This is a genomic window from Treponema denticola, from assembly GCF_024181405.1.
In the GTDB taxonomy this organism is placed as follows: domain Bacteria; phylum Spirochaetota; class Spirochaetia; order Treponematales; family Treponemataceae; genus Treponema_B; species Treponema_B denticola_D.
The window spans coordinates 2070355-2085348 of the sequence record NZ_CP051302.1; the positions used below are offsets into that span (position 1 = coordinate 2070355).

A 14994-nucleotide genomic window follows, 5' to 3' on the forward strand; every position below is an offset into this window, starting at 1 on the left:
TCCGAAAATATGCTATCTCATATAGCAATTATATATATTTTGATCTAATACTTTTATCCGCAAAAGCAGGTCATCTATTTTTGACTTGCTTTCATTTACGCTCACATAATGGTCGATCAGCCAAAAATAATGGTTTATTAAACGCGGAACAAGCTTATGTTTTTGTTCTTGAGAGGCATTTTGAACCTCTCCTTCCATCAAAAAGATATTTTGCTTTAATTGCCCTACTTCAAAGGCCCTGAGCTCACGCTTTACATTAAAAACGCCGTCAATAACACCGTAAATAGGCACCCAATCAGCAATATCTTCAACCCTGTAGCCAAGATTATAAACTCTATTAATAAGCCTGCAAATAATTTCAGACTCAAGAAATTGAAGCTCAATTCCTTCAGGGTCTATAAAAAAGGCTTCCCGAAAAAAAGCTTTTGCAAATTTTATTTCCCCATATAGGGCATAACAATCGGCCAAATCCGCTAAAACCGATCCCGAATTCTTGTCTATCTCGGCGGCATACCTTAAAAAATCAAGAGCCCTTTCATAGTTTCCGAGAACCTTATAACAAAGGCCTATTTTACGGTAAGGCTCTGCATCAGGCAGCTCCGACTCTTCATTAAATAGATCTGCGTAGAATTCCAAAGCAATCGTAAAAACGGCACATTTTAAGGAGTATATGATAGATTCTTTTTCTTCTCCCTGACGGTGAATATAAGCTAAAAAAGGCTTCCACTGAGAAATCATCATCTCTGCCCTTTCTAATGGAGTCGAAGCTTTTTTTGCTTTTTCAAGCTTATCCTCCCAAAACCGCACGCCCTTTAGAGTATAGTCGATTTCTGCATTTTCAAGGTCATTCTTCAATAACCTTTCAAGCTCGGCATAGGAACCTCTTAGATCTCCCTGCTTGAGGATGTTTAATGCATTATTCAATTTACTCTGTACGGGTCTTTCACTCATAATATCCTCAATTTATTATTGTACATAAAAAAGCGATTTTAGTCAATTGAGCGTGAGAACTCATTTTTCTATAATATGGCTTACTCTCTTGAAAAAATATAAAATTTATGGTAAGTTTATTTATCGGGACTGTTCATTTCCGTTATACGCAGTATGCTTTTAGAATCATATTCTCTTTTTGTAATAGACTTGAATAATCCCTAATACTTTTATAAGGACGGTTTTTATGAGCCAAGAAAAAAAACTTGTAATGATCGACGGTAATACTGCTGCCGGTCACGTTGCCCACGCCTTAAGCGAGGTAATTGCCATTTACCCGATCACACCGTCAAGTCCGATGGGTGAGGTCGCTGATGAATATTCAGCCCGCGGAAGAGAAAATATTTGGGGTACTGTCCCCGATGTTGTTGAGCTTCAATCCGAAGGAGGTGCTGCAGGCGCAGTACACGGAGCCTTGACCACAGGAGCTCTCTCTTCAACTTTTACCGCATCTCAGGGCTTGCTCTTAATGATTCCGAACATGTACAAAATAGCCGGCGAGTTGACCAGCACTGTTTTTCACATTGCTGCCCGAGCCGTAGCTTGCAGTGCTCTTTCAATCTTCGGAGATCATCAGGACGTAATGGCCTGCCGCCAGACAGGTTGGGCTATGTTGGCATCCAACTCGGTTCAGGAAGTTATGGACCTTGCCATTATTTCTCATGCAGCCACATTGGAAGCAAGAGTTCCCTTCCTCCACTTCTTTGACGGATTTAGAACTTCTCACGAAATTCAAAAAATTGAAGAAGTTTCTTATGACATTATGCGCCAAATGGTAAGCGATGAGCTTGTTCGAGCTCACCGAAAACGCGGTTTAACCCCTGAAAAGCCCGAACTCCGCGGAACAGCTCAAAACCCCGATATTTACTTCCAAGGCAGAGAAGCCGTAAATAAATACTATCTTGCTACTCCCGAAATTGTTCAAAAACAAATGGATAAGTATGCAAAACTTACAGGAAGACAGTATCATCTTTATGACTACTACGGAGCAAAGGATGCCGAGCAAATCATAATCCTCATGGGTTCAGGTGCGGATACTGTTGAAGAAACGGTAGACGAACTTAATTCCAAGGGCGGAAAATACGGTGTTATTAAAGTAAGGCTTTACAGGCCCTTCAGCGCCGAGCACTTTGTAAAGGCTATTCCTGCCACAGTAAAAGGAATTGCAGTTCTCGACAGATGTAAGGAAGCAGGCTCTTTAGGTGAACCCCTCTACGAAGATGTAAGAACAGCCATCGGCGAAATGCAGGCTGCAAAAAAATGCCCCTTTACTCATTATCCCGTTATCATCGGCGGACGCTACGGTCTCGGTTCAAAAGAATTTACACCGGCCATGGTTAAGGGCGTATTCGACAACCTTGAAGGCGAAAAGAAGACCAACTTCTCTGTAGGTATCGAAGATGATGTTACACATACCAGCATCAAATATGACCCCAACTTTAAACTTGAAGATAAGGACATGCACCAGGCTATGTTCTTCGGTTTGGGTTCAGACGGTACCGTAGGTGCCAATAAAAACTCTATTAAGATTATCGGTGAAGCCACAGACAATAAGGCGCAAGCCTACTTCTCCTATGACAGTAAAAAGTCGGGCGGTTTTACGATTTCTCACTTGAGATTCGGAAAACACGCAATCCGAAAGCCCTACTTAATTACAAATGCGGACTTCGTTGCATGCCATAAGTTCAGCTATCTTGAAACCTATGATATGCTCCACAGCCTTAAAAAAGGCGGAACCTTCCTTTTGAACGCTCCTTACGGAAAGAACGAAATATGGGATAATATGCCCGTCGAGGTTCAAAAGCAGATTATCGAAAAAGAAGCTAAATTCTATGTAATCGATGCTATCAAGATTGCAGAAAAAGCCGGAATGGGCAACCGAATTAACGTTGTTATGCAGACCGCCTTTTTCAAAATCTTCGGAATCTTGCCTGAAGCCGAAGCCGTAGATCTAATCAAAAAATTCATTGAAAAGTCCTACGGAAAAAAAGGTCCGGAAATCGTTCAAAAGAATATTACGACAATAGATATGGCTCTTGAGGGAGTTGAAAAGGTTGATTATCCCAAGACAGCAACAAGCAAGCTCAAGATGCACCCTGCAATCGCAGGCGATGCTCCCGAATTCGTAAAGAATGTTTTGGGCAAGGTTGCCATCCAAAAAGGTGATGATATAAAGGTCAGCGAAATGCCTGAAGACGGCACCTTCCCGACCGCTACCACTCAATACGAAAAGAGAGCTATCGCAGAACATATTCCGATCTGGAAGAGCGACATCTGTATTCAGTGCGGTCAGTGTGTCATGGTTTGTCCCCATGCCTGTATCCGAATGAAGGCTTATGACAGCTCACTTTTGGCAAAGGCACCCCAGGGCTTTAAATCCTGCGATTATAAGGGCAAGGAATTTGAAGGAGCTAAATTTACAATTCAAGTTTCATCGGAAGATTGTACAGGCTGCGGTCTTTGCGTTCAGCAGTGTCCTGCAAAGTCCAAGGAAAATCCCGAAATTAAAGCCATCAATATGGAAAACTTTGTTGAACACAGAAAGCAGGAAGTTGCAAACTGGAACTTCTTCTTTAACGATATTCCTGAGCCTGATGTAAAGAAGCTTAATTTGAGCGTTCCCAAGGGCATCGGTATGAAGAGACCCCTTTTCGAGTTCTCAGGTGCATGTGCAGGCTGCGGTGAAACGCCTTATGTAAAGCTCCTTTCACAGCTTTTCGGAGACAGAGCCGTTATTGCAAACGCAACAGGCTGTTCTTCAATTTATGGAGGAAACCTGCCCACAACACCCTATGCAAAACGATGTGACGGAAGAGGCCCGGCTTGGTCTAACTCCTTGTTTGAGGATGCAGCAGAGTTCGGTTACGGTATGAGGTTGACAAGCGATAAGCTCGCCGTTTATGCCCGCGAAGTTGCCGCTAAGGCAAAAGCAAAAGGTATTGCAGCCGGCGTAATCGACAAGATTCTCAATAACGCTCAAGAAGATGATGCAGCTATTGAAGACCAGAGAGCCTTTGTAGCAGAGCTTAAAAAAGAGTTAGCAGGTTCAAGAGACGAATTGGCTAAGGAATTGGATTCTTTAACCGACCACTTTATCAAACGCTCCGTTTGGATCCTCGGAGGAGACGGATGGGCATACGATATCGGATACGGCGGATTAGATCACGTCCTTGCTTCCGGTAAAAACATCAATGTTCTTGTAATGGATACTGAAGTTTACTCGAATACCGGCGGACAGATGTCAAAAGCTACACCTATCGGTGCAGTTGCAAAATTTGCCGCTTCAGGTAAGGAAGTAAGCAAAAAAGACTTGGGTATGATGGCCATGAGCTACGGCTATGTCTATGTCGCACATATTTCTATGGGTGCAAACATGAGTCAGGTAATCAAAGCCTTCCGAGAAGCCGAAAGCTATGACGGACCTTCGATTATCATCGCTTACAGTCATTGTATCAACCACGGTATCAACATGACAAAGGGTATGACAAACCAAAAAGAAGCCGTTTCTTGCGGTTTATGGCCCTTGTACAGATACGATCCGAGACTTGTCGAGCAGGGCAAAAACCCATTCCAGCTTGACAGCAAGGAACCCGACTTTAATCTTGCCGACTTTATGTACAAAGAAGTCCGCTTTAAGACCTTAAAGAATGCCGATCCTGCAAGAGCTCAAATGCTCTTGGATAAGGCTGCTGCTAAGGCTAAGAGGCAGTGGCAGGAATACAAGTATTTGGCTGATAGACCCTTCTAAAAATTAAGGAGGAGAGGAAAAACTTTTTCGGATAAAAGTTTTCCTCTCCCCCCTCTCCTTTCAAAAGAACCGCTTAGGGGCTTTTTTTAAATTTTACTTATCCAAGATAGTTATTTCGACACGTCTGTTTTTAGCCATATTTTCAGGTGAATTATTGGGGGCAACGGGCCGGCGGGCACCGAAACCTCGGGTATATACGTGTTCCCTTTTTTGAACGCCCAACTCTATAAGATAATTAGCTACGGCAGCGGCCCTTTCCTCAGAAAGCTTTTGCCTTTCTTCTTCGGTACCGGCTAAGGCTGTATGCCCTGAGATCAAAAACTCTCTATCGGGAAATTTTAAAAGAATTTCGCCTATTTTTTTTATTTTTTCTTTTTCACTATCTCTTAAAATTGCAGAATCAGGCAAAAATTGGATATTTTCAATGCTGATTGTTAAGCCTTCATCGGTTTTCTCAATAGTAGTATTTTCAAGGTTCAGGTCTTCAACACTCTTTTTTATTTCTTCTTCAGTGCTTGTATCTATCTTTTTTACTTCAATAACCTTAGCCCTTGCTGTCCCTATAAAATCATAGGTGTAGCCTGAATAAAGGAGCATCTTAATGTTAAATTCTTCATTATAGCAATATAGATTTCCTCTTTCTTCATCCCAATATAGGTTTTGTCTCGATTTTCCTAAAATTTTGACAGGCACGTCTATTTTTCCCTTATAATTTTTAAGAACATTTTGAGGAACAACGTGGTTTAAGTCATAACTTGCAGTTATGTGGCGGTATATTTGACCATCTATTTCTGCAAGTCCTATGTATTGATATTCAACCTTGAACGGAAAGGTAAAAGGCTTTTCAATGCCGAATGCATCCCTAAAATCATGGGCTTCGAAGCCTTCGCCGGTCCAAGTATCGCCGGGGTTAACGGGATAGTTTGGAAAAGTCGGCACATTCCGTACCACAGGCATATAATATTCATCTCCGATAGTGTAAAAACCGGCTTCATCCCGCCTAAAAACGCTTGGGTAATTTCGGGACCAGTCAAATGTTTTGTTGGAATTTTGCTCGCTGGTCATAAACATACACGAAAAAAGGGCAGAAGAGGTTTTATCGCCTTCTCCGGGTTCTATATCCGAGACTTCTACCTCAATTCTGTTGATAATTTGGGCTTTATGATGAAATTTTCCGTTTACATAGACCTTTTCATCTACAACGGAGTGAATTTTATATGCATCATCGTCAATAAATTTAAATTTAAAGAGAAATTCGGCGTTTTTCTCACCCTCTTGAGCAAAAAGGAGAGAAAAAAGCAAAACAAACACGAACAAGACAAGTTTTTTTAAAATATTATTCTTAAAAATACGGTATTTCACACTTTCTTATCGGTATTTTTAGAATAAACCTTTAGGAACACTTTTTTACAAAAAAAATGCTCTTTTTACACAAAAATTTTAAAAAAAATTTAAATTTTTATGTAACCAAAAGCCCCTAAATAGTTTTGTTTAGTGTATGTTGAACGACAACAAACAATTCAATATACCTCCTTTGCAGTTTCCCGACAGGTTTTTCTCCTCCTTTTGCCTGTCGGGTTTTTTATTTTTATAGATAACTACTACAATCTAAATCCGGCTTACATTGATAATGAAGATAGCTCATTTCAAAAATTACTGTATCTTATATATAATTATTGACATTATATATAATTATATATAAAATATATGTATAAATTAGGAGGTTTTATGGCTCAAATAAATGTCAACATAAGAATGGATTCCGAAGTAAAACAAGAGGCTGAACAGCTTTTTGACAGTTTAGGAATGAATATGACAACTGCATTTAACATTTTCATTCGTCAATCATTGAGAATCGGCGGTATACCATTTAAAATTATAAGTGATGAAAGCGGTTTTTATAATAAATATAATCAAAAAAAACTACATGCTGCTGCTAAACGAATGAATGAAGGGAAATATATCGTGCATGATATAGTGGAATAGGCTAATGATTAAAGCATGGGATGAAGATGCATGGATAGATTATGTCTATTGGCAAACAGAAGATAAAAAAACACTAAAAAGAATCAATATGTTGATTAAAGATATTGAAAGGAATGGTCATAATGGTTTAGGCAGCCCTGAGCCATTAAAGGGAAATCTGTCAGGATTCTGGAGCCGCAGAATAGATAAAAAAATAGATTGGTTTATAGAATAGTCGATAATATGATACAAATAATTCAGTGTAGAACCCATTATGGTGAAAAATGATAAAAGAATCTTCAATAAAATTAAATGATTACCAATCTTCTCGAATTTGTTTGCATAATGAATTTTGCTTGATTTTTCATACAATATCTTATATAATATACTTGGAGGTATGGTATGGCAATTTTACAAGTCCGTGATATGGATGATCGTTTATATGACAGATTAAAATTCGCAGCAAAACGAGATAACCGCTCAGTCAGTCAGCAAGTTATCACAATTTTACAAGATTATTTTACTTCTGCTCCCGTAAAAGCAAAAAATGCTACAGAGGAATTTTTAAAACTTGCAGGCTCATGGGAAGATTTAAGAAGAGCAGAAGAAATTATCGATGATATAAGAGATTCCCGTATCAATTCAACAAGATTTGAGGTTTTAGATGGCATATTTGATTGATACTGATATAATAATTTTTGCACTCCGAGGCGACAAGACCGTACTGGCAAAATTTGAAGAAAACAAGCATATTCCTATTTCTATTTCGATGATTACTTATGCAGAACTTGTCTTTGGTGCAAAGCGGTCTCAGAATGAACAAAAGAATATGATAAAGGTAAATCATATTCGCGAAATTTATCCCATCGAAGAATTAAATGCTGATGTCATGGAAGTATTTGCCGACATAAAGGCAAAGCTGTATGCAAAGGCAATAAGAATAGAAGATATGGATTTATTTATTGCAGCAACAGCAATTTACAACGATTTGACTTTAGTAACAAATAACACAAAGCATTTTGAGAATATTCCATTATTGAAATTGGAAAACTGGAAAAAAGAGCTTAAATTGCTGTCAACCGATTAACACGCTTGACATGCAATGCCGGTTAAGCTAATATTATTTGGATACGCTTTGGTGTGCAAGGAGGTATGATAAACAGCTCGGCAGGAATTCAGCCTCACTGTTTATCTACCGAGTTTTGTACTTTGAGTACAAAACATCGTATTATTATATGTATGTGCTTTTATAGCACACACTTGAAAAAACTTTTTTCATGATTTGATAATCCTTGCAAAAAGTTTTTATGGGGGAGGAATTATGTCTTATGATATATTAATTGAGCAAATACGAACTCTACCGGAACAACTTTTGATGTCTGTTTCTGTATTTATTAAGTTTCTCCAATCGGAGCAAAATAGTGTTTTAACTAGGCATACAGAAGTCAAAAGCAAGCAAGCATTTTTTGATTTGGCAGGAAAAATTCAATTAGATTGTAATGCCGTTACTGAACTACGGGAAAAAAGTCTTGTATGATTTTAGTAGATACAAATATAATAATAGATTTTTGGAACAAACCAACAGCCAAAGTAAAGAAAATTTTTGAGAAAAACGATATAGCAATTTGCGGTGTTATTAAAACAGAACTTTTACGAGGAAGTAATTCCGATTCGCAATTTTTACATATCGAAACAGCACTAAACGGTTTTTATTACTTAGATTTTATTGAGAATGATTGGATTGAGCTTGCAAAACAATTTATTACCTTCAAAGAAACAGGTCTTACAGTTCCATTTCAAGATGCTATAATTGCATATCTTGGAATAAAATATGATTGCAAAATATGGACAAATGATAAACATTTTAAGCTTATGCAGGCTGCTATTCCCAAACTAAAATTATATGAAGAAATTCAGGAAGAATGTTAGGCAGGAGGTCATATCTGTAGTGGTCGTTTTCCTGAATTTTTAAGAGTTTAACTATGCGCTCGGAAAGACTTTTTGAAATCGTATTTATCCTTCTCAATCGGAAGCAGACAACGGCACAAGAACTTGCAAAAAAATTCGGCGTATCGGTTCGTACTATTTATCGCGACATGGATATTTTAAGCAGTGCAGGAATCCCCGTGTATACGATGCAGGGTACCGGCGGAGGTATTTTTATCGATGAAAGCTACACAATCAATAAATCAATTTTGACAAAAGGAGAACAGGAGAAAATACTGCTTGCTCTGCAATGCCTTTCTCCAATAGATGAGATACACACCGAATCTATCTTAAACCGCTTATCTGCAATCTTTCAAAAAAATGCCGATTGGATCAGGATTGATTATTCCCGCTGGGACAACAAAAACGATCATCACCTTTTTAAAACGCTTAAAGATGCAATTTTAGAAAGAAGAGCCGTCAAGCTGGAATATCTCAGCTCATACGGAGAAAAAACGGAACGAACCGTCTACCCCTTACGTCTTTTGTATAAATCGAAGGCTTGGTATGCCGAATGCTATTGTACAGAAAAAAACGCATGTAGACTTTTTAGATTAACCCGTATACTTTCTATTATAAAGACTTTAAAAACATTTAACCGTGCAGACCTGCTCGGCAAAATACCTGACGATAAAAAAGCGGCACCGCCTCCCCTTACAAACATTAAATTAAAATGCACTGCTAAAACCGCCTACAGACTCTACGATGAATTTCCTCCTGAACTTATCGCAAAAAATTCCGACGGCTCATATACCCTGAATGCAGCTCTCCCCTTTGATTCGTGGGTCTGCGGTTTTATCTTGTCGCTCGGCACCGAAGTAGAAATCCTTGAACCGGAAAACTTAAAAACCGAAATCGCCCAACTTGCAGAAGAAATTATGAAAAAGCATAGAAAAGTTTAAATTCTTTTTAAAACCTGACACATTCTGACAGGTTGATGTGCTATAATGAGTTTACATATTTTTATGGGAGAAACCTATGCCGAGACCTACAACAAAAGAAGATTTGATTTTTGCTTCAAATGAGCAGTTTGAAAAACTGTGGAACTTAATTGACGGTATGACCGAAAAAGAAAGAACTGCCGATATAAATCCAAACGAGCGCGATAAAAATGTACGCGATGTGTTGGTTCATCTTTATGAATGGCACTGTCTTTTGCTGAATTGGATCAAGTCCAACACAAAAGGGAAATTGGCAGCCTTTTTACCTGAACCTTACAACTGGAAAACTTATCCTGAAATGAATGTTGAGTTTTGGAAAAAGCATCAAGGAACCCCTTATGCCGATGCCGAAAAAATGCTTAAAAAAACACATAAAGAAGTTATGAAACTCATCGAGCGCTTTTCAAACGAGGAACTTTTTTCAAAAGCTGTTTTTAACTGGACCGGTACAACCACTCTCGGAAGTTACTGTGTGTCCGCTACTTCCAGTCATTACGACTGGGCAATCAAGGATATAAAAAAAGCTTTAAAAAAATATCGGGGGAAATAGTATCAAACAAAGGCTGTTCCCAAATGGAACAGCCTTTTCTCTATCGGATAATTTTATTATACTTATTCAAAGTAATCTTATAAAAAAGCAAATATAAAATCAGGGTAAAGCCTCCGGTTAAAAGCAGGGCGGCAAAAAAAATGGTCGTGTTAAAAAGTCCGAAGACCAATAGGAGCCGGCTGAACAATGGAGAAGCAAAAAAGCAGTGAACTATCGAAACCAAAACAGGCAGCACAAAGAGCCAGACAAGCTGGGCGTGTGAAGCTTTTTTGATTAAAGAAGAGTCCATTCCTATTTTTAGCATTATTTGATAGCGTTTTCTATCTTCTACACCTTCAGCAATCTGTTTGAAGTACATAATTAGGATGAGCCATATTAAAAACATAAGACTCAAAAAGCCTCCTAAAAATAAAAAGCTTCCGTCAAATTCTCTTCTGTCTCTATAAGACTGAAATTTATTATCATAAAAAAAATCTGCCTCCGAAGACTTTGCCAATTTTTTTATGTCTTGAATGTAGTTTGGAGGAATAGTTTTAAGATTATCGGCGGAAGTATTCCAAAACAAGGATTCTTCAAGTGCAAGCAGTTTTTTATTTTTAAACCGAGCCCTTGCGTTTTCTTTTAATGCGTTTAACTCATTTTTAATAAGCTCAAGGCTTTCAGAATTTTTAGCTATCAAATTTATATAAGGAAAGGGAGAATACGGAATATAGGGCGAGTTATTCATTATAGAAACAAATTCGCTTTCAAGTTTTTTTAGTTTAAATTCTTTTTGCCCTATTTGTAATGGCTTTTTATAGTCAATCTTCTTATTAGAAAAAATAAAAAACTCATCATCACTCATACTTGCAGCGTCCGTCAATAATTTTTTATAGAGCTCGTCAGGGAAAATATTTTTAATATCTTCAAAACTGCACAACATAATCTGAACATTGTTGCGGGAAAAATATGAATCATCATTTTCATAAAGAGTATTATCGCTTATATTTGAAATTCCATAAAAATATCTTACATATAAAAAATCATTTGTTTCTATATTATGCTTTAAGCCTATCTCTTTTATGTCCGCAATTAAGCTTTCTTTATTTTGTAATTCTACATTGTCTTTTTTAAAAAGCCGATTCAATTGATGATTGCGTATAAAGGCCTTTGATATGATTTTCTCGCTTACCATATAAATACTTGTTACTGAGGCGAGGGTAAGTAAGATCATCGTAAGCAAAATACAAATACTTGCCAAGCCCTTTGCATGCTGTCCCATCCTATAAATCATTCCAGAAACGGAAATAAATTTTGCAGGCTTGTAATAAGATTTACGGTTCTTTATTTTATTTAAAATAAAAATGGTAATACTTTCAAAAAAGAAAAAGGTTCCTGCAATCACAAGCAGAACGGCAGGTAAAAATGTTTTTAAGGCAACTATGGGATTAATACTTAAAACTGAAAGAGTATAACCGCTTCCGATAAAAAGAATAGCAAGAAATGTTTTTAAGCGTAAATATTTCGATCTTTTTTCTCCGCTCTTTGATTCGGTTAAAAGCTGAATGGGATTTAAAAGGCTTATCTTCTTTAAATTATAAAGATAATTTATTGTAAAAAAACAAAAGAATACGATACTCGCAGGTTTTAAAAAGCTAAAAGAAAGACTGTAATTTATTTTTGAAGGAATACCGCTTACCTTAAACAATATTAAGAAGCATAATTTTCCGAAAAGAGCGGAGCCGATTGCTCCGAAGAATAAACTCAAAAAATAACAGGCTAGAAATTCAAAAAATAAAACTCCTGCAATATGCTTTTTTTCAAGTCCTAAAACGGTATAAAGTCCTATTTCTTTTACTCTGTTTTTAATCAAAAATTTATTTCCGTAAAAGATAAAAATCATTGAAAAGAAACCAACTATTATTACACCGAAATTCATCAAGGTAATTAAACCGGCTGAATTTTGACTAAAGGCTTCTTTTGAAAGCGTATACATAATTGAGAACATCATTATCGAAAGTGAGCAGGCGAAAATGTATGGAATATAGGTTTTTGCTCCCGTCGAAATATTTTTTTTGGCAAGTTGAAAATAAAAATTAAGTTTCATAAAGTCTCCTCTCTGTACCTTATTCTCTCTTACGAATCCATTCTGTTCATCATAAAAAGCCCTTCGTTGATCCTTTCCCTAAAGATAGCCTGTCCCATATCGCCCTTATATATTTCGTAATAAATATTTCCATCACGCAAAAACAAAACACGCTTTGCATAACTTGCCGCCCGTGCACTATGGGTTACCATTATGATAGTCTGCCCGGCCTCATTCATTTGAGAAAAAGTTTCTAAAAGCATATCCGAGGATTTTGAATCAAGGGCTCCTGTAGGTTCATCGGCCAAGATGAGTTGAGGTTTTGTAATAAAAGCCCTTGCAGCAGCAGCCCTTTGACATTGCCCACCTGAAATCTCATAAGGGTATTTTTCGAGAAGGCTTGAAATCCTCAAAGCTTCAGCAAGAGGAAGAAGTCTTTTATTCATCTCATCAATAGGATAATTTGAGAGTACAAGAGGAAGTAATATATTATCCTTTACGGAAAATTGATCCAAGAGATTATAATCTTGAAACACAAAGCCTAATTTATTACGCCTAAAAGCCGAAATATCTTTTCCTTTTATTTTGGATATGGGTTCTCCTTTTAAAAATATCTCACCGGAAGAAGGTTTATCCAAGGTTGCAAGTAAATTAAGCAAGGTCGTTTTCCCCGAACCGGACTCTCCCATAATAGCCGTAAATTCATTTTTCTTTACCGAAAAACTTACATCACGCAAGGCAACCGTTCCCTGTTTTGAAAATCGGGACTTGTAAATTTTTTGAATATTTTTAACATCAAGTAATGTTTCCACAAAACACCTCCATAAAACTCCATACGATTTAAATAATTTTATCAAAAAATTAAAAGTCCTGCATTGACGGAGCCTTACATTTTGTTTTTTTGACTTACATTTTTGTAAGGATTAAACCTGTTCAACAACGGGGTTATCGAATAGGTCTATTGAGGTTTCCGTTCCGAGTTTAACCTCTGCCCTAGTCCATGCACCTTGAAGAGAGTTTATTGTAAGAGTGCAGCCGAGCCTTTCGGATATTTCTCGAGCAAGGTAGAGGCCGAGGCCTGTAGCTTTTTCGCTGAGACGGCCGTTTAAACCGGAGTATCCCTTATCGAAGATTTTGGGGAGGTCTGAAGGGCTTATTCCGATTCCATTGTCTTCAATTACAAGGATTGAAGGATTTTGATTTTCAATATAGATGCTTAAAATTCCTCTTTTGCCGTCTATGCCGCAATATTTTAGGCTGTTGGAAATTATCTGCTCAATCATCAATTCAAAAAGAACTTGATCGCTTATAATGTTTAGATCACAAGGTTTATAATTAAGCTCTATATTTTTATAAATAAAAATACTTCTGTATTTACGGAAGATGTTTTGCAAAACTTCATTTAAATTAAACTTAAGAAAATCCAAATCCTTATCCGGTCTTTGGAGCTTTAAATAATGCAATGCCATTTGGGTATAATTATCTATATTCAAAAGAGCTTTTTTTATTTCAAATACTTCATCTTTTGAAGAATTCATATTTTGCAATAAAATATTTATAGAAGTAATAGGAGTTTTTATTTGATGAATCCAAAGAGAAAAATAATCGTTTTGATCGGTAAGCATTTTCCGGTTTTTATAAATGGAAGCTTCTCTTTCCAAGATTATTTTTTTTATCTTTTTTAACGAAATAATTTGCGATAAAGAAAGATCAAGCCTGTTTTCAAACTTTTCATCATCAGAGCTTTCCGAATTTACTTCATATTGTTCCACGAGGTCAAAATAGTTTTTTATTTTACGATAGTAAAAAATAAATTTTAATATAAAGAATATAATCAAAATGGAAATACTTAATGAGCTTATATAAGATACGAGTCCGGTTTCGGCATTACTTAAATATAAGATAAGCACTTGTAAGAAGATTAAAAGAAACGGAACAAATATAAATAAAAAATTATCTTTAAAAAAACTTTTTATAATTATGCTTAATTTTAATTTACTGTTTTCCGTGATGTTCATTTAGTTTATATCCCAAACCTTTTTTGTTTTCGATAAAATTAAAAAGCCCTGCGTTTTCCAGCTTTTTGCGCAAGCGGGTTATATTTACCGAAAGAGTATTATCGTCCACAAACTGATTATTTTGCCAAAGCACATCCATAATTTTTTCTCTCGAAACAAATTCGCCTTGAGCCAAATAAAGGCATTTTAAAATTTTAATTTCATTTGCAGTCAGCAAGGTTGTCTTATTATTATACACAAGAGTGAGCGTACTCAAATTTAAAACGGTCCCGGCAAAGCCGATTTCATTCATCGAAGCGGTAAATTGGTATGTCCGCCTGATAACGGCCTGTATCTTTGCAATGGTTACATCCATATCAAAGGGTTTTTCGATATAATCATCGCCTCCCATTTGCATAGCCATTACAATATCCATCTTATCGTTACGGGAAGATAAAAATATAATAGGGACTTGAGACTTATTCCTGATTTCGGAACACCAATGATAACCGTTAAATGCCGGAAGCCCTATATCCATTATTACCAAAGAGGGTTTATAGTCTTCAAACTCCTCCAAAATATTGCTGAAATTTTTTGCACAGCGTACATTAAAGCTCCATTGCTCCAAATTCTTTTTTAAAACCGAGGCTATAGTATTATCATCTTCCACAATCAAAATTTTTATAAGCTGTTTCATTTTTTATCCCGAATTATAAAAACCAGTATAGCATATTAGGATATTTAATGTAAAT

14 protein-coding genes and 1 pseudogene are annotated in these 14994 nt (G+C 36.7%); 9 read left to right on the forward strand and 6 right to left on the reverse strand.

Translation table 11 applies throughout. The features are described 5' to 3' along the window. Positions 1-12: 12 nt before the first annotated feature. Positions 13-951 carry a tetratricopeptide repeat protein gene (locus HGJ18_RS09650; RefSeq protein ID WP_253696166.1) on the reverse strand — a complete coding sequence of 313 codons (939 nt, stop codon included), beginning with the start codon at positions 949-951 and terminating at the stop codon, positions 13-15. 226 nt (positions 952-1177) lie between these two features. Between HGJ18_RS09650 and nifJ the strand changes: the two genes are divergently transcribed. Continuing rightward, positions 1178-4738 (forward strand): pyruvate:ferredoxin (flavodoxin) oxidoreductase, encoded by a 3561-nt coding sequence (gene nifJ, locus HGJ18_RS09655; protein WP_253696167.1) that lies wholly within the window; start codon positions 1178-1180, stop codon positions 4736-4738. Positions 4739-4831: 93 nt separating this feature from the next. Here the strand turns inward: nifJ and HGJ18_RS09660 are convergent, their stop codons facing one another. Further along, positions 4832-6100: an OmpA family protein gene (locus tag HGJ18_RS09660; RefSeq protein ID WP_253696168.1), complete on the reverse strand. Its 1269-nt coding sequence runs from the start codon at positions 6098-6100 to the stop codon at positions 4832-4834. A gap of 366 nt (positions 6101-6466) precedes the next feature. On the opposite strand from HGJ18_RS09660, the gene HGJ18_RS09665 reads away from it, so the two are divergent. The 8 genes and pseudogenes from HGJ18_RS09665 (at position 6467) to HGJ18_RS09700 (ending at position 10180) form a co-directional block, all read left to right on the forward strand. Beyond that, entirely contained in the window at positions 6467-6724 is a 258-nt protein-coding gene (locus HGJ18_RS09665) for a type II toxin-antitoxin system RelB/DinJ family antitoxin (protein ID WP_253696169.1), read from the forward strand. A 4-nt stretch (positions 6725-6728) separates the two neighbouring features. Next, positions 6729-6991, forward strand: a pseudogene (locus tag HGJ18_RS09670) (Txe/YoeB family addiction module toxin). 114 nt (positions 6992-7105) lie between these two features. After that, positions 7106-7384 (forward strand): FitA-like ribbon-helix-helix domain-containing protein, encoded by a 279-nt coding sequence (locus HGJ18_RS09675; protein ID WP_253696170.1) that lies wholly within the window; start codon positions 7106-7108, stop codon positions 7382-7384. After that, positions 7368-7790: a type II toxin-antitoxin system VapC family toxin gene (locus HGJ18_RS09680; protein WP_253696171.1), complete on the forward strand. Its 423-nt coding sequence runs from the start codon at positions 7368-7370 to the stop codon at positions 7788-7790. Before HGJ18_RS09675 ends, HGJ18_RS09680 begins: the two co-directional genes overlap by 17 nt. A gap of 234 nt (positions 7791-8024) precedes the next feature. Then, the gene (locus HGJ18_RS09685; RefSeq protein ID WP_002672335.1) at positions 8025-8240 is read left to right on the forward strand and encodes a hypothetical protein; all 216 of its coding nucleotides are present in this window, start codon (positions 8025-8027) and stop codon (positions 8238-8240) included. Then, positions 8237-8632, forward strand: a complete 396-nt coding sequence (locus tag HGJ18_RS09690) for a PIN domain-containing protein (RefSeq protein WP_002672336.1) — start codon at positions 8237-8239, stop codon at positions 8630-8632. Before HGJ18_RS09685 ends, HGJ18_RS09690 begins: the two co-directional genes overlap by 4 nt. A gap of 53 nt (positions 8633-8685) precedes the next feature. Then, positions 8686-9591 (forward strand): helix-turn-helix transcriptional regulator, encoded by a 906-nt coding sequence (locus HGJ18_RS09695; protein ID WP_002669905.1) that lies wholly within the window; start codon positions 8686-8688, stop codon positions 9589-9591. 76 nt (positions 9592-9667) lie between these two features. Continuing rightward, positions 9668-10180, forward strand: coding sequence for a ClbS/DfsB family four-helix bundle protein (locus HGJ18_RS09700; protein ID WP_253696172.1), 513 nt, complete (start codon positions 9668-9670; stop codon positions 10178-10180). 40 nt (positions 10181-10220) lie between these two features. Here HGJ18_RS09700 and HGJ18_RS09705 read toward each other — a convergent pair whose 3' ends face one another. From HGJ18_RS09705 to HGJ18_RS09720, 4 genes are all read right to left on the reverse strand, one after another. Then, positions 10221-12266 carry an FtsX-like permease family protein gene (locus HGJ18_RS09705; RefSeq protein WP_253696173.1) on the reverse strand — a complete coding sequence of 682 codons (2046 nt, stop codon included), beginning with the start codon at positions 12264-12266 and terminating at the stop codon, positions 10221-10223. Between the two features lie 29 nt (positions 12267-12295). Further along, entirely contained in the window at positions 12296-13057 is a 762-nt protein-coding gene (locus HGJ18_RS09710; RefSeq protein ID WP_253696174.1) for an ABC transporter ATP-binding protein, read from the reverse strand. 111 nt (positions 13058-13168) lie between these two features. Next, positions 13169-14263 (reverse strand): sensor histidine kinase, encoded by a 1095-nt coding sequence (locus HGJ18_RS09715; protein ID WP_253696175.1) that lies wholly within the window; start codon positions 14261-14263, stop codon positions 13169-13171. Next, positions 14241-14939 carry a response regulator transcription factor gene (locus HGJ18_RS09720; RefSeq protein ID WP_253696176.1) on the reverse strand — a complete coding sequence of 233 codons (699 nt, stop codon included), beginning with the start codon at positions 14937-14939 and terminating at the stop codon, positions 14241-14243. Before HGJ18_RS09720 ends, HGJ18_RS09715 begins: the two co-directional genes overlap by 23 nt. Positions 14940-14994 lie beyond the last annotated feature (55 nt).